The sequence below is a fragment of the Paenibacillus typhae genome, assembly GCF_900099765.1.
In the GTDB taxonomy this organism is placed as follows: Bacteria; Bacillota; Bacilli; order Paenibacillales; family Paenibacillaceae; genus Paenibacillus_AQ; species Paenibacillus_AQ typhae.
Window position 1 is genome coordinate 21,176 of the sequence record NZ_FNDX01000024.1, and the last position, 18,403, is coordinate 39,578.

Genomic DNA, 18,403 nt, shown 5'->3' on the forward strand with positions numbered 1-18,403 from the left:
CTGCAGATTTCCTGATTAGAACCGCTCTTCGCGGTTGAAATCAGCAGACAAAGGCGGTCGCTGACGCTCCTCCAGTTCCAAAATTCCCCTCCAGTCCTTTATAAACAATTATAAAAAACAGGTGTCAAATCTCCACGGCTACCGCTTTTACCACCAGCCCGCAGCCCGCCAAAAATCTAAATCCCCTTGAACTGCTTCACAAAGCCCATATCGTTGGTGTAGAAGTAGCGGATGTCGTCGATTCCATACTTCAGCATCGCGATCCGTTCCACGCCCATACCGAAAGCGAAGCCGCTGTATTTCTCAGGGTCGTAGCCTCCCATTCTCAGCACGTTCGGGTGTACCATGCCTGCACCGAGAATCTCCAGCCAGCCGCTCTGCTTGCACAGCCGGCAGCCGTCGCCGCCGCATTTGAAGCAGCTGACATCGACCTCAACGCTCGGCTCGGTGAACGGGAAGAAGCTGGGACGCAGGCGGATGCCTGTAGCCGGCCCGAACATCTCCTTCACGAACTGGTTCAGTGTTCCCTTGAGGTCGCTCATGCGGATTTTGCTGCCGATGACGAGACCTTCAATCTGGTGGAACTGGAAGGAGTGGGTGGCGTCGTCATCATCGCGGCGGTATACTTTGCCGGGACAGATGATTTTGACCGGAGTTTCCCCCTTCATCGCCTGCATGGTGCGGACCTGTACCGGAGAGGTCTGGGTACGCATGAGCAGGTCCTCTGTTAAATAGAAGGAATCCTGCATGTCGCGCGCCGGGTGGTTCTTGGGCAGATTCAGCGCTTCGAAGTTGTAGTAGTCTGTCTCTACCTCCGGTCCTTCAGCGACCTTGTATCCCATGCCGATGAAAATATCCTCGATCTCCTGAACAACCCGGTTCAGCGGATGAATGCCGCCCTGCGGCAGAGCGCGGCCCGGCAGGGTAACGTCTACCTTTTCAGCCTGCAGACGGTTCAGCGTCTCCTGCTGCTGGAAGGCCTCCTGCTTGGCTGTAATAATCTCTTCAATGGCGCTGCGCACCAGGTTCGCCACCTGGCCGATCACCGGCCGCTCCTCGGCGCTCAGTCCTCCCATTCCGCGCAGAACCTCGGTCAGCTCACCCTTTTTGCCCAGATATTTGACACGCAAATCATTCAGCGCCTGCGGATCGGTAACCTCCTGCAGCTTAGCCAAGGCCTCGACCTTCAATGCTTCCAGCTTTTCTTTCATGGCATGCACTGCCCCCTTTAATCATCTTATTGTACGGGTTGAACCGGCCCCCGTTCTAAACAGGACCGGATCAACAAAAAAAGGCCTTTTCTCCCGGAAAGGGACGAAAAGACCGTGGTACCACCCTTGTTAGACAAGCTGCACCATATCCCTTTAAGAGAGGTATTCCCTCTTAAGGCATGGTAAAGACATGTCTCACTTTAACAGAAATAACGGTCTGCGGCCGGTATCCCCTACTGAATGAGATTCAGGGAACTGCTCCGGAGTGAACTTCGGCAGCTCTGCTCTCCCAGAAACGCTCTCAATCTCCGGCGTCTCCTCCCTGTTGGCCAGGCACTGCGTACTTGTCTCCATCACTGCATTTGTACAGATTATACGTATTCAGCTTCATAAAGATATGCCTCAATAGTATAAGCAAAAATATGACTTTTGACAAGCGAATCTAAAATTAGGCAAATTTTATCTGATTTTAATCTTCCTTTAAGTTTCAAGAAGCTTTTGCCGGTTTTTTTTCAGCGGACATTCAGCGAATCTTGATATTTTTCCTAATTAGTAAGGCAGGGCTAACCTGTTTTTTCCTGCGAGAAAAGGTTAGTGCCGGTTTTTAAACAGGGAGGGAAATTCATGCATAAACGAAGTAAGGCTTATGTTCTGTTATTACTCAGCACATTTGCCGTAAGCCAGTTCCCCGGATTTACGGGATCTGCAGCCTATGCAGCCGCCGCCGGCACAGCCGCAGTCAAAACGACGGCGGCGGCCGTAACCGAAATCTCAACGCTCGCCAAGCTGAGCCCCATGAATCTGGGAGCGTCCTTCAGTGTCAAGCTCAGCGATGCCCGGGTGTTCGCTCAGGACGGCGGAAATATTTTAACGTATACCCTTACTTACACCAATAGCTCAAGCACCAGCGTCAATCTGGTCAACTACTTCTCCAAGGTTGTTACAACCGGGGGAAGCGTGATCAAGGGAACGGCCGTCTCCGCAGACAGCACGGTCAAAAAAATCGCCGGGAAAGAAACAAAGAGTATTACATACTACGCCAATATCGGCAAACCCGTCAGCGTAAAAGGTCTTAAAATCAATATGTACGGCTGGAATTTCAGCGCAGCCAATTATGAGCAGCGGATCGGCACGTTTACCGTTCCTTCAAACTATTCAGCCGCAGCGCTTCAGGGAGAGAGCAGGAAAACCGAGCTGGGCAGCGTTCCCGTAACGACTCAGGCCAGCTCGCTGCAAATCTACAAATATAACGGAAAAGTCTATGCCAAAGTAGGTTACAGCATTACGAATCTCGGTACCAGGGTACTGAGTGATCCGGGCTACAGCATGTATCTGAAGTCCTCCGGCGGTTCGGTATTTACACTTGCGCTGGATGAGAGCAGCTCTGAATACAAGATTCAGCCGCAGCAAAAAAAGACGCTGTATTTCATGACCGAAATCCCGGCGTATATGAACACTTCCAAAATGGAGCTGCAGATTGCCAAGCTGGATGAAGGCCTCAAGCTGTACCTGCCGGTGGCCTCTTATTCACTGCCCGCTTCGGTTACTGCTGATTTCACTGTCGCTGCCGGTGCGGTCAAAAAGGTATCCGTCGACAGCAATGTGGTTGATATGCAGCTGAAATCAGCGGCCGTCTATGCCGAGAATGAGAACGGAATCTGGACGTACCAGTTCCGGGTCAAAAATACAGGCAGCACAGCAGTAACTTTGCCTGCCTACGGGCTTTCGGTCAAATCAGCGGAAGGCTATTCCTTCCCGGTCACGACTGAGGCCTTCAACAGCCTTACGCTGAAGCCGCTGGAAGAAAAGCTGATCGAGCTTACCGCCAGCGTTCCGCTTGAACTCGCCCAGGATACCCTGCAGCTTCAGGTTATACCGCCGGCCGCCGCAGATAATTCCGGCAAAATCGTGCTGCCGGTAGCCTATTTCAAAATCCCATATAAGCTCGAGAGCATCACTCACATCACCTCCGAAGCCAGTGTTACCAACAATTACGGGACGTTCGGCGTTACCCTGCAGTCCCTGCAGCGTCTGCCCTGGGGCGATGAGGACCTTGTCCAGGCCAAGCTCAGCATCCGGAACAGCACCTCCAAGACGATCACGCTGCCCAAGCTGACAGGAATTTTGAAAGCGGATTTGAATGATCTGACCTCTTCTACCCAGGTGGTTGTTGACAATGACGTATCCATCCTTGCCCCCGGTGAAAGTGCACAGCTAACCGTATTGGCTCATATTCCTTACACACTTGACTATAGCCAGACCAAGATCATTCTCCAGGAAACGTCCGGGCAGTTCCTCTCTTTGAGCACAACCGACGGGGCGGTTACCAGTCTTAGTCCGCTGGCGGCAGGTTCGTCATTCAAGATTACGGCAGCCGGTAAAAAAGCGAGCATTCAGGAGCGGCTGACCACGGTGTATACCGGCAGCAGCTCTAAGACGGTATACAGCGAAGTAGAGATGAACAGCGAGGAATCCCGCCAGACGAACCTGGCCAGGCTGTATGCCTCCTTCCGGACGGCGGACGGGCAATATTTTGAAGCTGATGTGAATCAGTCTGAGCTGCCTACCGGCGCAGCCGGCAAAACACTGGTCACCTTCTCGGCAAATGTGCCGTCTACAGTGGACACCTCTACCCTCCAGCTCTATATCGGACAGGGCGTTGCGGGCGGCAAGCTTGCTGCAGCCGGGACGGAGGCTACCGGATACGTGAATACTACAGCGCTGGCCTTGAACGTCAAGACGGTTACCCCGCAGACGAATCTTAGCAGCGGCATATCGGTGTTCCCTTACACGCTTGCGGTTAACGCCTCTTCAAGCAGCCTGACTGCCGGCACCACGAACCTGACGCTCTCCATCAACTACAGCCTGACTCAGGATTCCGCTTACCAGACCGGGGCTTACGGCCATAAGCTGGTGCTGCAATTTATTGATCCGTTTGGTCAATCCTTCGAAAAGACGCTTACGTTTGGCACCGACCTGATCACAGGCAGCAACAGCCTGTACACCACGACAATCAGCAGCACACTGTTCAAGAGCCTTAACGGCGGAAATTACAGACTGCGGCTGTACGATGAATTCCAGGGCCAGCGGATTGAGCTGGGCAGCCAGATCTATGACATTACCGTTATCCAGCCTGCTTCGGCAACAAACGATGACAAGGACAAGGATACAGACAGCAGCACAAGCACCGGCGATACCACGGCAGACAGCGCATCCTGATTTTTGGTGAACTGCATTATTTATTTTGAAAATGGAGCAAGATGGAGGACCTCGAATGAACAAGAAAAAGACAGTGATTATCTCGTCAAGCATCGCGGTAGTGGCGATCGCAGGTGTGCTGGCCTATGTGCTGTGGCCGGATGCCGGAAAGGAGGCCAGTGCAGTCCCTCTGAATACCGCCATTGTGGCCAAAGGCAACATCCTTAACGGAGTGTCAGGGTCGGGATCGGTATCACCGATCAATACCGGCAGCATCCGGACCAAGGAAGCCGGGGAAGTCGATCAGGTTATGGTGGCTAAAGGCGATGTCGTTAAAAAAGGCGATGTGCTGATCACTTTTGTAGCCAGCGACATGAGCGACAAAATGAAAGAAGCCGAGAAATCATTGACCAGCCTAAAGACGGACCTTACGGACAAACAGGAAAATTACAAAACGCTGGCGATGAACAATGCTACGGAGGAAGAGCTGGCTTCTGCCAAAAAGGCGATCGAAAAAGCGGAAAGCGACATCGCCGAGCAGCAGGAATCCATCGCCGACCTTGAGGAGGATATGCTTCCTCAAGACCCGTTGACCGCTCCGATGGACGGCACGATTACAGCAGTCAATATTACAGACGGCGAACAGGCCCAGAACGGCTCGGAGCTGTTCACCATGACCGATTACGAAAACCTCAGCGTTACTGTTCAGGTGGACGAGCTGGACATCCCGAATATTAAGCTTGACCAGTCTGCGACCATTACACTCGATGCTCTGGAAGACCAGGAGTTTGAAGGTAAAGTCATTGAGATCGCCAAAGAAGGCACCTCCTCCAACGGTGTCTCCCTCTTTGATGTGACCGTAGGCCTGAATGAATCCGAAGGTGTGCTTGTCGGAATGTCTGCCGAGGTGGCCATTACCATTGAAGAGAAGAATGATGTATTAACCGTACCGATCGAAGCCGTATCCGAGATCAACGGAAAATATTACGTTAATGTTCCAGTAACGGAAGGTGACGGCAGTGAAACCGGCGCAGCAAGTGACACAGCAGGCGGGCAAATGCCTGACGGTGCGGCTCCTGCGGGCAGTGCAGCCGGCGGACAGCCCCCTGGCGGTGAAACTTCCGCTGACCTTCCAGCAGGCGGGCAGGCTTTCAGCGGTGAAGCTCCTCCCGGCGGTGCTTCCGGCTGGCAGGGCCGCGGCGGTGAAGGCCGCGGCGGCACCGTCCCGGGCGGGGCTCCAAGCGGCGGCTTCCCGGGCGGCGGAAGCAGCTCAAGCACAGCTTCCGGCCAGAAGCGGGTTGAGGTCACCGTCGGCATTCATGATGAGAGCAACATTGAAATCGTCAGCGGACTGTCCGAAGGCGATGAAGTGGTTATCCCGACCGTTATCAGCACAGGAAGCTCTACTGGCAGCGGACAGCCCCAGATGGGCGGAATGGGCGGAATGGGCGGTTTCAGTACAGGCGGCTTTGGCAGCGGCACAGGCGGCCCGCCATCCGGCGGCGGCATGGGCGGTGGCCGTCCATGAGTACGCAGCCGCTGATTAAGGTCGAGAACATGATTCACCGGTACGTCATGGCCGGTGAATCCATGACCATTCTCAAAGGCCTCAGCTTTACAGTTGAACACGGAGAATTCGTGGCAATTATCGGCCCTTCCGGCTCCGGCAAATCCACATTGATGAATATGCTGGGCTGCCTTGATATAGCCAATGAAGGTGATTATTTTCTGGACGGCCAGGAAGTCCGCAAATTGTCGGACAACAAGCTGGCCCAGATCCGCAATGAAAAAATCGGCTTTATCTTTCAGAACTTTAACCTTCTGCCCAAGCTGTCGGCAGTAGAGAATGTGGAGCTTCCCTTAATCTACCGGGGGGTCTCCCACCGGGAACGAAGGGAGGTTGCCCGCAATGCACTGATCAGGGTCGGCCTTGAAGAACGGATCGACCACCGGCCCTCAGAGCTGTCGGGCGGCCAGCAGCAGCGTGTCGCCATTGCCCGCGCACTGGCCGGAACCCCGCCGATCCTGCTGGCAGATGAGCCGACCGGTGCCCTTGATTCCAAGACGGGAAAAGAGGTTCTCCTGATGATCAAAGAGCTGAATCAGCAGGGACATACCATCATCCTGATCACGCATGACCTTGAAATTGCCGAACAGGCCAAACGGATCATCCGCATTCAGGATGGCAGCCTCGTTGAAGATCGGAGGATTGCCACATAATGATGCTGTATCAAAGTATGAAAATGGCCATAAAGAGCATCCTCAGCAGTAAAGTGAGAGCCTTTCTGACCATGCTTGGAATCATTATCGGAGTGTCATCCGTTATTGCGCTTGTTTCTGTCGGGCAGGGTACGACTTCGCAAATTACGGAATCGTTAAGCTCACTGGGGACCAACCAGCTGACAGTTAACATTATGGGACGGGGGGCAACCACCTCCCTGACCTACGAGGAGGCGCTTGCCCTTGGAGAGATTGAAGGTGTGGACAATGTCTCTCCTGTCATCAGCGGCAATGTTACTGCCAAGCACGGAACCGAAAACGTCTCGGTATCGGTGGAAGGAATTACGCCCGCCTATGAGGATGTACAGAATTTCCATGTACAGTCCGGCCGCTTCCTGCTAGATATTGATACCAAGTACCGCCAGAAGGTCGCCTTAATCGGTTCAGACACAGCTGAGGATTTATTCGGCACTGACAGCCCTGTCGGTGAACGAATACAGCTGAATGGGACGAGCTTTAAAATCGTCGGCCTGCTGGAGAGCAAGGGCAGCACCAGCGGCGGCTCCAGTGACGAAAAGATTCTGATCCCAATCTCCACGGCAGAACGGTTCCTGCAGAGCAAAGGGGTACGCTCTATTACCATTACCACAACCTCCAACGGGAACGTGGAGGAAGTCAAAACCAAGCTGGAGTCTACACTGGGCGCCAAATTCAGTTCAGCGGAGAATGCCTACTCTGTCTTTGATTCCCAGGAGATGCTGGAGACCGTTAACGAGACCAGTGCCACGCTGTCGCTCGCCCTTGGCGGGATTGCCGGTATCTCCCTGTTTGTCGGCGGTATTGGCATCATGAACATCATGATTGTCTCCGTGAATGAGCGGACCCGTGAGATCGGTATCCGCAAAGCCATCGGCGCCAAGAAAATAAACATTCTCATGCAGTTCATGATCGAGTCTGTCGTATTAAGCGGCTTGGGCGGTCTGATCGGTGTCGGCCTGGGTCTTGGAGCCAGCTGGGCGGTAGGCAATTATACCTCGATGAATGTAGCCACATCCTGGAACATGGTCTTGATCTCCTTCTCGTTCTCGCTGATCATCGGAATCGTGTTCGGAATGATTCCAGCGAACAAAGCGGCAAGAATGCGCCCGATTTATGCGCTCCGCAACGATTAACCCCGGCGTATGCTATACACAATCCGTAAAGCCCTGAATCTGGCTTTGCGGATTTTTTTATCTGCCTTAAGGAGTATCGTTTACAGAAAAGATGGGTAATAGGATTCAAGGGCCGGAATAGAAATAGTCTGTAGGGTTCAATACATAATTTTAAAATTTGTTGTAAGATTTGTTTATACGTTCCCCTTTGCCGGTTGTGTGCAGTTCCGGAAACTCCGGAATTCCGCATATTTCCGGTTGTAAGACGTTAACGTGATACATATGCTGCCTGCAGACATTCCGCCCCGTTTGGCAGTTTAAGCGGGCAATCAGACGGATGAGAAGAATCCTTAATCGTACGGAAACTATGCTTTCCTGAGACTTTTGAATGACCCCTCCTCAGTCCCTGAAGGGCCTAGCTCCGCAGTGGAACAGCACCGCATGTTTTCTGTACACAGCAATGAGTTTTTAAGTTTGATGCGGGGAGAGGATGACAGTGGCAGGTTTATCCAAGAATAACAACACACGCAGATTGATTATTGTATTTGCCGCTATCCCGGTGCTTCTGGTCGTTATCAGTACTGCTTCCCTGTTGTACTTGAATGCTACAATGAATAGGCTTTCAGATTCACTGTACAGTGACGTATACCAGAATTCGGAGCTGATTCTGAACGCTGACCGCGACCTTTATCAGGGTGCAGTCTCCCTTCAGGCGGCAATGAGCCCAAATATTACAAGTGAGCAGCGCAGCCTGTTCGCCCAGGATTTTGAAGACAACAACTCGCAGATCCGGCAACGTCTTACTATGGCCAGCTATAATATTAACAACCTGGACAATCCGTACAGCGGCATGAAGCAAAGCGAGCTTTTGCTTAGTGATTTAAAGGGAAAGCTTGCAAGCTTCGAGAGTTCCCTGGAGACCTGGAAGGCCACAGGCCGTGATCTCATTTCCCGGCGGGTACAAAGTGACTGGAACCCGGACAGCTATTCCGCCACTCTTATTAATACCCAGTTAACGGAGACGCGCAGCAGCCTGGACGAGGCAGAAAACCTGATCGGCAATTACGCCCAGCAGATTACCCTGGAATTCCGGGAGAAAAAGAGCGCTCTCTTTGCCGTATACTCCCTGTTCCTGTTCCTCCTTATCCTCGTCATTATCTATCTCTGCCGCAAGCTGATTTCGCTGCAGAACCAGATGCTGGAAGAAAAATCGCTGTATCAGCTGATCGGTGAAACAATGTCGGATTTCATTATTCTGACCGATCCCAACGGCCTGATCCTGTATGCTTCGCCTTCACATGCCGGCGTGCTTGGTTATGTTCCGGAGAAAGGCTCTCCGCTCACCAACTACATCCGCGAGGCGGAGATATCCTGGGCAAAGCTGAAGAGCGCTGTACAGGGCAGCCCCCGCATCTCCGAGCTGCGCATGCGTTCTGCGGAAGGGCACTGGGTATGGCTGGAGACAAAGGTATCGCCAATCAGCGGGAGCAAGGTTTTCCCGGCCCAGTTCATGCTGATCTCCAGGGAAATTACGCAGCGCAAGCAATATGAGGAACGGCTGCACAAGCTGGCCTTCTACGATCACCTGACGGCGATCCCGAACCGGGCGCATTTCAAGATGTATATGGAAAACCTGATCACCCAGCCGGAGGAACGCAGACAGGAAATTGCGCTGGCACTGCTCGATTGTGACCGGTTCAAGCAGCTGAACGATACCCTGGGCCATCTGGCCGGCGATGAGTTCCTGCAGCTGTTGTCCCGGGAGCTGCAGCAGACCGTCAAGGGGACCGGCCAGGCCTTCCGTATCGGCGGCGATGAGTTTGCCGTGGTGCTGCACAGGTTCACCAGTCCCGAAATGCTGGATGAAATCCTGCAGAGGCTGCTGCAGTTATTCAACAAGACATGGTCTGTGAACAACGGGTCCAGCTTCCACACTTCAGCCAGCATCGGTGTAGCCTTGTATCCGCAGCATGGCTCCAGCATTAACGAGCTGCTCCGCGCAGCCGATCTGGCGATGTACCGCTCCAAAAATCGTGGCGGCAACGAAGCCAGCCTATACAATGAGCTGATCGACGAGGAAGTGTCAGATCAGACTAAATAGAGCACCAGCGTATGCAAAAAAAGGCGTCCCTCAAGCCGGAAACGGCAAAGGGACGCCTTTTGGGGACATATCTGATTAAAACTGCACCGGCTCCTTAAACCGGTCTTTCAGCTGCTTAGCTGCACTGGGTCTTGCGCATTGCCGAGGCTGGCCGGCCGGCGTTCCCGCACCAGCACCTTGATCAGCTTTTCGGTGCCGGAGCAGTCAATGAACCGGTCGCCGTCCGCCGATTTTTCTTCCCAGTCATTCAGTCTGAGTATATAGCCGACGGACTGCACGCCCATTTCAGCTTCAATCCTGGCTACAGCCCGCCCGTTCTCCATCTGCCGGAAATCACACTGGCCGTCCTGTATGCCTGTACCCCAGACCCACAGGTTCCAGCCCCGGTAATCGCCGTCAGGGCGGTCATAGTGGACTTCAATAATTTTGGACCTTGGGGCAGGCTCCCCATAGCTGTCGTAGAGCACCATCATCGACAGGCCTTCAACCTGAACCTCCTGGTTATCGGCAATCCGGAAGGCTTCCGTTCCGGCATAGCTGTGATCCACCACAATGTTCCAGCAGCCGCCGGTATTAGGCAGGCTCTGCGTAATACTTTCCGTATTGGCATTGAAGATAACGACGATATTGTTCCAGACATCGCCGCCCGCATTATCCTTCAGCATATAAGACACTACACCGCTGTCGCAGCGAAGGAATTCCAGGGACCGTTCGATTTCCTGCCGCCCGTGCAGACGGAAAGCGGGGTGCTTGCGGCGCAGCTCTATCAGGCCCTTGTAATACTGGAACACCGGCATAAATGCCTGCTTCCGGTCCCAGCGGATCGCATTAATGACATCCGGGCTGCGGTAGCTGTTATGATCGCCGTATTTGCTGCGCAGCATTTCATCGCCGGCATGAAGGAATGGTATACCCTGAGAGGTAAGGATCAGGCCGTTAGCCAGCAGCGAGCGCCGTACCGTCTCATTACGGAGAATATTCTGAGGATCGACTGCAAAATACGGATTGGCCGCACCGACAGCCGCTTCCAGATCTCCCCCGTATTTCAGCCTTCCGTTCTCCAGCTCCGGCAGTCCGGCTGCCTGCTTCAGACCCTGGGAGGCCAGTATTTTATCCCAGAGGTTAAGATTATCATGGGCAGTCACATAATTGACAGTCTCAACCGGTGAATCGGTAAAATCATGAATCGCACCTTTGATTCCGGAGGCTATTGCCCCCTCCTTGCCGTACTCGCCGGTTACGAATCCTCTGCCCCAGCCGTCACTGTCACCCTTGATTGCCGAGCGGAAGTTATCATTGAATACCGCATAGCCTTTACCGCGCTGCACGCCTTTGAGCGTCTTGGCAGCCAGAGGGGAATCTCCGCCTGTCCAGGGCTCTCCGTAAATCAGCAGATTCGGATTAATATTAAGCCGCAGCTCCTCGGTAATCTCCCTGATCGTCACACTGTCCATCAGCCCCATCAGATCGAAGCGGAAGCCGTCGATATGATATTCAGAGGCCCAATAGGCCAAGGAATCCTTGATAAATTTGCGGACCATCGGCCGCTCGGTGGCAAGCTCATTGCCGACGCCCGAACCGTTGGATAACCGTCCCAGGTAATCCCGGCGGTAGAAGTAATCCGGCACCAGCGGTTCAAAAGGCCCCTTCTCGAACGCATACGTATGGTTGTAGACCACATCCATAATTACCGCAATGCCTTTGCTGTGCAGCGCCTGCACCATTTCCTTGCATTCGCGGATACGCGTGCCGGGATCGCTTGGATTCGTGCTGTAAGAGCCTTCCGGCACATTGTAATGCTGAGGGTCGTAGCCCCAGTTATATTCTGTATAATAATCCGGATGCGGCCCTTCTCCTGCACCATTCAGCTCATCAACCGTCTGGTAATCAAAGACCGGCAGCAGATGGACATGCGTTATGCCAAGTTCAGCCAGATGGTCAATGCCCAGCGGATTTCCGGCATCATCACGCAGACCGGTTTCGGTAAAAGCCTTGAACTTGCCCTTATTCATTATACCCGAGCTTGCATGAGCCGAGAAATCGCGTACATGCAGCTCATAGATGACAGCATCCGCCGGATGGGCGAGCTGGGGTGACTTATCCCCGCTCCAGCCTTCCGGATCCGTATCACGCAGGTCCACAATTGCCGAACGCAGCCCGTTGGCCGAAACAGCGGTTGCATAAGGGTCCGCGGCTTCATTGATCGTTCCATCCTCAAAGATCGTACGGTACATATAATACTTGCCCTTCATATCCCCGGTAACCTGTACCTGCCAGACGCCGCCATCCCCGCGCTGCATCGGAACAATCCGTCCGCTGTCCCTGCTGAATATCGCCGGAGATCCGGTTCCGTTTCCTCCAGTCTCGTATAATACGAGTGAAAGGGTAAACGCCGTTGGAGCCCACACCTTAAACTGGCTGTACGCTGCGGTATAGGTCAGGCCAAGATCACTGCCTGCATAGGTTTCGAGCACTGTCTCTGTATTCATATAGTTACTGTTCATAACATCCTCACCATCCTAATGCCCACCATGGATTTTACCGGTGAACGGATCACCTTACTTAATTCCAACTATTACCACATCATTTTAAAATCATACTTGCACTGATTTGCAAGCGGGGTGTAGCGGTGCCTGATTCCTGAGTTCAAGCTAATAACTTGGCTCAAAATAGTATATGTAACACTATGTTCACAGGTTTGGGTCCAGCAGCCTATTCTGCTGCCTACACAACATATATCGACAATTTATGGCATTTATTTAAGATAAAAAGCAAAGAGGCCAATCTAACGGAAGTATAGTCCATAATCCGCCACACTGCTACAGTAAAATGCTGTTATCTGTCTGATTCAGCAGATACTGGCCCGCTCTGCTTGTGCTTGCGCTGTACTCTGGTGAACAAAACGGCGACCGGAAACAGCAATGCAGCAGCTGCCAGCAATGAAGCTCTGATAGAGAACCTGCTGCCGATATAACCGACTGCCGGTCCGCCGGCTGTCTGTCCAAGCGCGTCAGACTGGCTGATCAGAGACAATACGGTTGCCCGTGTCCTGCTCTCCAGTCTAAGGTTCAGCCAGGTCTTGTATACCGGCTCATGAACTGCGCCTGCCACCGCAAGAAGCAGTACTGCAGCCACTGCCGCATAAAAGCCCGGTGCGAGTGCAAGCAGCAGGATAGCCCCGATGCGAACCAGCGTCAGCACCAGTAAGGCTGCAGTAAGCACCTTCTCCTTCTGCATATCCATCCTGCGTTCAGCCATATGCACGGCAGGTATTGACAGCAGCGCAGAAGAGGCGCTGATGATTCCGAACCACACTGCCATGGGGATTATACTGTCCGGAAACCCGATTCCTTCTATTAAGTGAATTTGCCATAACCGGTCATAGCCTTCGGAGGCGGCACCGCTGAACAGGGTTACTACTGCCAGCAGGAGCAGCACCGGAGTTTTGAACAGGACTGCAGCACCGCTGTGCCAGGTACGCGCCCATGCCTTGAGCGGAGCAGCTTCTGCTTCCCGCTCCCCCCTGACAAAGCCTGTTTCCTTCATCAGGAGGAACAGGACAAGCCCCAGCAAGAGATATATTAAACCTCCAGCGATGTAGGGCAGGTTGGGTTCTGCAAGCGATAACCCCACACTGGCTCCGGCACCGAGAAGGGAGGCGGCAAGAGAAGCCTTTTCCGCCTGCATAAAAAGGGTCCCGGCTTTTCCCTCCCCCAGCTCATCCATAATCCAGGCGGTGTCCGCGCCGCTGACAAAGGTCCAGCCGATCCCGAACAGCAGCTGCGCCACCATTACCCATGCAACGGCCGGCACGTCAGCCCCCAGGCCCGTAAACCAGACAATGCTTCCCTCCAGCAGGAAGCCGCAGCCCATGACCGTCACGCCTATGATCACCGACAGTCTGCGGCTGTATAAATCGGCTACCGCACCGGTAATTCCCTCAAAGACAAGCACCGTGATTTCCAGCACTGTTCCAATCAGCAGCAGCTCAAACGGGCGGAGCCCGAGTTCAGTCACATAATAAATGCTGTAGGTGGTAAATATAGTGCTGCTAGCAAATGCCATAGTGAATACGAGCAGCAGATACATTTGAGAAGCCTGTAATTTTCGCACATGAGTTCCGCCTTTTCCTAAGGAATGTGCTTTTAGTATAAGGAGTGCTGTTCCTTGCTGCTGTTCCGGGCTTGCGGACTTTCTTCTTTATGGAACAGCAAAAAAACCGGCCCCCTTGTCAGGAGACCGGCATAAAGTAGTTGGAAAAGTGAACTTGCCAAAACGGAGCTTGCTTAAGCTGAAAAATTACTTCACGCTGCTCTGCACAAGTGCAGCTACTTCCTCGGCCGTGCCGAGCTGCAGCGCCTTAGCAGCCATTTCCTTCATTTCTGCAGCGGACAGCTTGGAAATCTGGCTGCGTGCAGGCAGGATGGAAGTGGCGCTCATGCTGAATTCATCAAGACCCAGGCCGAGCAGAAGCGGAATCGCAGTAGAATCCCCGGCCATTTCGCCGCACATGCCGGTCCATTTGCCTTCAGCATGTGCTGCGTCGATCACGATTTTGACCAGACGCAGGATTGCCGGATTATACGGCTGATACAGGTAGGATACCTGCTCATTCATACGGTCGGCAGCCATTGTATATTGAATAAGGTCATTTGTTCCGATACTGAAGAAATCAACTTCCTTCGCGAACTGGTCAGCCAGCACCGCAGTAGAAGGAATCTCTACCATAATACCAAGCTGGATGTTGTCGGACACTTCCTTGCCTTCTTCACGCAGCTTCGCTTTCTCCTCAAGCAGGAGGTCACGGGCTGCACGGAATTCGCCAAGGGTAGCGATCATCGGGAACATGATCCGCAGGTCACCGTGTGCGCTTGCTCTGAGCAGGGCGCGCAGCTGTGTGCGGAAAATATCCTGACGGTCCAGACAGAGGCGGATTGCCCGGAATCCGAGGAACGGATTCATTTCCTTCGGCAGATCCAGGTAAGGCAGCTCCTTGTCGCCGCCGATATCAAGCGTGCGGACAACGACCGGCTTGCCGTTCATATTCTCAAGCACGGTGCGGTACGCATTGTACTGTACTTCCTCGGAAGGCAGCTTGTCGCGGCCCATGTAAAGGAATTCGGTACGGTACAGGCCTACACCCTCGCCGCCGTTTTCAATCACACCGGCAACATCATTAGGCGTACCAATGTTGGCAGCCAGTTCGACATGCTTGCCGTCAGCAGATACGGTCGCTTCATCGCGGAGCTTTTTCCACTCAGCGATTTGCAGGTCGTATGCTTCCTGCTTCGTCTTGTACTCAGCCACTTCAGCCTCGCTAGGGTTGATCAGCACATCGCCGCTCAATCCGTCAACGATAACCAGATCGCCTGCTTTAACCAGCGACAGCACATTTTTGGTGCCGACAACCGCCGGAATTTCCAGGGAACGGGCCATAATCGCCGAGTGCGAAGTACGTCCGCCGATATTGGTAGTGAAGCCTTTAACAAAATTACGGTTCAGCTGCGCAGTATCCGAAGGTGTCAGATCCTGTGCGATAACGATAACTTCTTCACTGATCTCAGCAGGGCTGATATAGTGAATGCCCAGCAGGTGGTTCAGCACGCGCTTGGTTACATCGCGCATGTCGGCAGCACGTTCTTGGAGGTAAGCACTCTTCATATTTTCGAACATCGATACAAATTGTGAAGCAACTTCATTTAGCGCATAGTCTGCATTAACCGCTTCTTCACGGATTTTGTCCATTACCGGGCTGATCAGCTCAGGATCTTCAAGAATCAGCAGGTGGGATTCAAAAATCTCAGCTTTCTTCTCGCCCAGCTCTGCAAGCGTGCGCTCCTTGATGGCCTGCAGCTCACCCTTGGATTTATCCAGGGCGGCCTGCAGCTTGGCCAGCTCGGCTTCCACATCACTTACTGAAGTCTTGGTAATGGTATAGTCCGGATGTTCCAGGATAAATGCACGGGCTACGGCAATACCTGCTGAAGCCGCGATTCCTGAAATTTTACTCATTAATTTCTCCCAGCCCTTCTTTGATCATTACATCCTGCAGTGCGCTCAGCGCTTCGGCTTCTTCGCCGCCTTCAGTGATCAGGGTCAGTGTGTCGCCTGCTTCAAGACCCAGGGACAATACGCCAAGGATCGACTTCAGGGTTACTTTTTTGCCTTTTGCTTCTGCAAATGCTTCAGTGCCTTTGAATTTAGTAGCTGTATTTACCAGTGCAGTTGCTGGACGTGCGTGAATTCCATCTTCGTCAACAATTTTGAAAGTTTTTTGCATAATAATCCAACTCGCTTTCTGTTTATTTGGTATGGTTGTATGTTGCTTATCTATATGTGAGGGCAGCGCCTCCACTAAATTATAATGGATGCGCTGCGCCATTGCACATTTTACTGGATGGTGATGATGTCCTTGTCGCCAATGGTAACCTTGCCAGGCTTCTTCAGGGTTACTGTTGAACCTTCCGGCAGATTGGAGAAGATGACTGGTGAAATGACGGAAGGCGCATTGGCTTTCACGTACTCCAGATCCACTTCCATAATCGGCTGTCCGGCTGCAACCAGATCGCCTTCCTCAACAAGCACTGTAAAGCCCTGGCCCTTCAGTTTCACTGTATTAACCCCGATGTGTACAAGCACTTCCTTGCCGCCGTCCGACATAATGCCGATCGCATGCTTGCTCGGGAATACATTGAATACCTTACCGTAGACAGGTGAAGCAATTTTACCGTCAGCGGACAGGAAGGCGAAGCCGTCACCTGTCATCTTCTGCGAGAAGACCGCATCCGGCACCTGGGTGATATCCATCAGCTCGCCGTTAACCGGCGATACGATATCCTCAGGGACGATCGCGTTCCCCTCTTCTCCGGCCTGCTGTTCAAGCTCAGGCTGCGGAGCAACCGGTGCCGCGGCAGGGGTTCTGCCGTTCATCACATCCTGAATCTGGGATTTGATGGTATCGGAGCGTGTTCCGAAGATCGCCTGGACGTTATTTCCGACTTCAAGCACACCGGAAGCCCCCAGCTTCTTCAGGCGGTTTTTGTCCACGCCTGCCTTATCTTTAACCTCAACCCGCAGACGCGTAATACATGCATCCAGGTGAGCAATGTTCTCTTTACCGCCCAGTGCCGCCAGAATGTTGCGCGGCAGATCGTCTCCGCTTGTTGAAACAGCTTCTCCGCTTATTTCTTCTGTCTCGTCGGAAGGCTCTTCACGGCCCGGGGTTCTAAGATTGAACTTACGGATGACGAAACGGAATCCGAAGTAGTAGATTACCGCAATTACCAGACCTACAGGTATTACCAGCCACCAGGCAGTACGGTTCGGTATAATCCCAAACAGGACATAGTCGATGAACCCGCCGGAGAAGGTCATCCCGATTTTGACATTCAGGATGTGCATGGTCATAAAGGAAAGGCCTGCGAATACCGCATGTACCGCAAACAGCAGTGGTGCTACGAACAGGAACGAGAATTCAAGCGGCTCGGTAATCCCTGTCAGGAAGGACGTGAGCGCTGCGGATACCATCAAGCTTCCGACAATCTTTCTGTTCTCAGGTCTTGATTCATGATAAATCGCCAGCGCTGCAGCCGGCAGTCCGAACATCATAAACGGATATTTACCAGTAGTGAAGGTACCTGCTGTGAATTCCACACCGTCACGCAGCTGCTGCATGAAGATCCGCTGGTCTCCGCGGACCAGATCACCCGCTTTATCAATATAGCTGCCAAATTCATACCAGAACGGCGAGTAGAAGATGTGATGCAGACCGAACGGAATCAGGGAACGCTCGATCACCCCGAAGATGAAGGCTGACAGCGTCAGATTCGTATTGATCATGCTCTGTGATACGTAATTCAGGCCGTGCTGGATCGGCGGCCAGATGATCGTCAGTACAAGACCGAGGATCAGCGAGGTTACAGCCGTCATGATCGGCACAAACCGCTTACCTGCAAAAAAGCCCAGATAAGATGGCAGCTCTATACGGAAGAACCGCTTATACATGGACGCCGCGAGTATTCCGACGAGTATCCCGCCGAACACACCAGTCTGCAGTGTTGGAATCCCCAAAACACTGGCATACGCAAAGTCCTGCTTGCTCAGCACCCACTCATTGATCCCGAGCACGGTTCCCATAGTCACATTCATGACGAGGAAACCGATAATAGCTGCAAGCCCGGCTACCCCTTCGCCGCCGGCCAGCCCGATGGCTACCCCTACAGCGAACAGAAGCGACAGGTTACTGAAGACAATCTGTCCAGAGTTCATTAATACATTGGCGATGGCTTGAACAACATCGTTCTCCAAAGCCGGAACGTATTGAAGGAAATCAGGATTAACAAGCATGTTGCCGATCCCGAGCAGCAGACCTGCCGCAGGCAGGATCGCTACAGGAAGCATAAGCGCTTTACCGACCCTCTGTAAAACGCCAAACAACTTCTTGAACATAGGTTCACTTCCTTAATATAATTTTCTCACCAGACAAAATGCCAAAAAAGGCACGAGCAATACAGCATATAGGT

General features: G+C 52.9%; 11 protein-coding genes and 1 other annotated feature. Of the genes, 5 read left to right on the forward strand and 6 right to left on the reverse strand.

What is annotated here, in order from left to right; translation table 11 throughout:
* Window positions 1-176: 176 nt before the first annotated feature.
* Window positions 177-1,211, reverse strand: coding sequence for a phenylalanine--tRNA ligase subunit alpha (gene pheS, locus BLR64_RS18420; protein ID WP_090716345.1), 1,035 nt, complete (start codon window positions 1,209-1,211; stop codon window positions 177-179).
* Window positions 1,212-1,307: 96 nt separating this feature from the next.
* Window positions 1,308-1,577, reverse strand: a binding site (T-box leader).
* Between the two features lie 258 nt (window positions 1,578-1,835).
* Between pheS and BLR64_RS18425 the strand changes: the two genes are divergently transcribed.
* The 5 genes from BLR64_RS18425 to BLR64_RS18445 all read left to right on the forward strand — a co-directional run bounded on the left by BLR64_RS18425 (window position 1,836) and on the right by BLR64_RS18445 (window position 9,881).
* Window positions 1,836-4,430 carry a hypothetical protein gene (locus BLR64_RS18425; RefSeq protein WP_090716347.1) on the forward strand — a complete coding sequence of 865 codons (2,595 nt, stop codon included), beginning with the start codon at window positions 1,836-1,838 and terminating at the stop codon, window positions 4,428-4,430.
* A gap of 55 nt (window positions 4,431-4,485) precedes the next feature.
* The gene (locus tag BLR64_RS31040; RefSeq protein ID WP_167360722.1) at window positions 4,486-5,937 is read left to right on the forward strand and encodes an efflux RND transporter periplasmic adaptor subunit; all 1,452 of its coding nucleotides are present in this window, start codon (window positions 4,486-4,488) and stop codon (window positions 5,935-5,937) included.
* The gene (locus tag BLR64_RS18435; RefSeq protein ID WP_090716351.1) at window positions 5,934-6,629 is read left to right on the forward strand and encodes an ABC transporter ATP-binding protein; all 696 of its coding nucleotides are present in this window, start codon (window positions 5,934-5,936) and stop codon (window positions 6,627-6,629) included. Before BLR64_RS31040 ends, BLR64_RS18435 begins: the two co-directional genes overlap by 4 nt.
* Window positions 6,629-7,801: an ABC transporter permease gene (locus BLR64_RS18440; RefSeq protein ID WP_090716353.1), complete on the forward strand. Its 1,173-nt coding sequence runs from the start codon at window positions 6,629-6,631 to the stop codon at window positions 7,799-7,801. Before BLR64_RS18435 ends, BLR64_RS18440 begins: the two co-directional genes overlap by 1 nt.
* A 475-nt stretch (window positions 7,802-8,276) precedes the next feature.
* On the forward strand, window positions 8,277-9,881 hold the full coding sequence (locus tag BLR64_RS18445) for a sensor domain-containing diguanylate cyclase (protein WP_167360723.1): 1,605 nt from the start codon (window positions 8,277-8,279) through the stop codon (window positions 9,879-9,881).
* Between the two features lie 107 nt (window positions 9,882-9,988).
* Here BLR64_RS18445 and pulA read toward each other — a convergent pair whose 3' ends face one another.
* The 5 genes from pulA to ptsG form a co-directional block, all read right to left on the reverse strand.
* On the reverse strand, window positions 9,989-12,385 hold the full coding sequence (pulA, locus tag BLR64_RS18450; RefSeq protein WP_090716356.1) for a type I pullulanase: 2,397 nt from the start codon (window positions 12,383-12,385) through the stop codon (window positions 9,989-9,991).
* Between the two features lie 331 nt (window positions 12,386-12,716).
* A complete protein-coding gene (locus BLR64_RS18455; RefSeq protein ID WP_244157758.1) occupies window positions 12,717-13,994 on the reverse strand; it encodes an MFS transporter in 1,278 nt (425 codons plus the stop codon).
* Window positions 13,995-14,180: 186 nt separating this feature from the next.
* Window positions 14,181-15,893: a phosphoenolpyruvate--protein phosphotransferase gene (gene ptsP / locus BLR64_RS18460; RefSeq protein WP_090716359.1), complete on the reverse strand. Its 1,713-nt coding sequence runs from the start codon at window positions 15,891-15,893 to the stop codon at window positions 14,181-14,183.
* On the reverse strand, window positions 15,886-16,161 hold the full coding sequence (locus BLR64_RS18465) for an HPr family phosphocarrier protein (RefSeq protein WP_039871440.1): 276 nt from the start codon (window positions 16,159-16,161) through the stop codon (window positions 15,886-15,888). Before BLR64_RS18465 ends, ptsP begins: the two co-directional genes overlap by 8 nt.
* A 110-nt stretch (window positions 16,162-16,271) precedes the next feature.
* The gene (gene ptsG, locus BLR64_RS18470) at window positions 16,272-18,329 is read right to left on the reverse strand and encodes a glucose-specific PTS transporter subunit IIBC (protein WP_090716360.1); all 2,058 of its coding nucleotides are present in this window, start codon (window positions 18,327-18,329) and stop codon (window positions 16,272-16,274) included.
* Window positions 18,330-18,403 lie beyond the last annotated feature (74 nt).

Bases quoted from the DNA above. Each gene is read 5' to 3' on its own strand.
- pheS (WP_090716345.1), bottom strand. From the start codon at position 1,211: ATGAAAGAAAAGCTGGAAGCATTGAAGGTCGAGGCCTTGGCTAAGCTG.
- BLR64_RS18425 (WP_090716347.1), top strand. From the start codon at position 1,836: ATGCATAAACGAAGTAAGGCTTATGTTCTGTTATTACTCAGCACATTT.
- BLR64_RS31040 (WP_167360722.1), top strand. From the start codon at position 4,486: ATGAACAAGAAAAAGACAGTGATTATCTCGTCAAGCATCGCGGTAGTG.
- BLR64_RS18435 (WP_090716351.1), top strand. From the start codon at position 5,934: ATGAGTACGCAGCCGCTGATTAAGGTCGAGAACATGATTCACCGGTAC.
- BLR64_RS18440 (WP_090716353.1), top strand. From the start codon at position 6,629: ATGATGCTGTATCAAAGTATGAAAATGGCCATAAAGAGCATCCTCAGC.
- pulA (WP_090716356.1), bottom strand. From the start codon at position 12,385: ATGAACAGTAACTATATGAATACAGAGACAGTGCTCGAAACCTATGCA.
- ptsP (WP_090716359.1), bottom strand. From the start codon at position 15,893: ATGAGTAAAATTTCAGGAATCGCGGCTTCAGCAGGTATTGCCGTAGCC.
- BLR64_RS18465 (WP_039871440.1), bottom strand. From the start codon at position 16,161: ATGCAAAAAACTTTCAAAATTGTTGACGAAGATGGAATTCACGCACGT.
- ptsG (WP_090716360.1), bottom strand. From the start codon at position 18,329: ATGTTCAAGAAGTTGTTTGGCGTTTTACAGAGGGTCGGTAAAGCGCTT.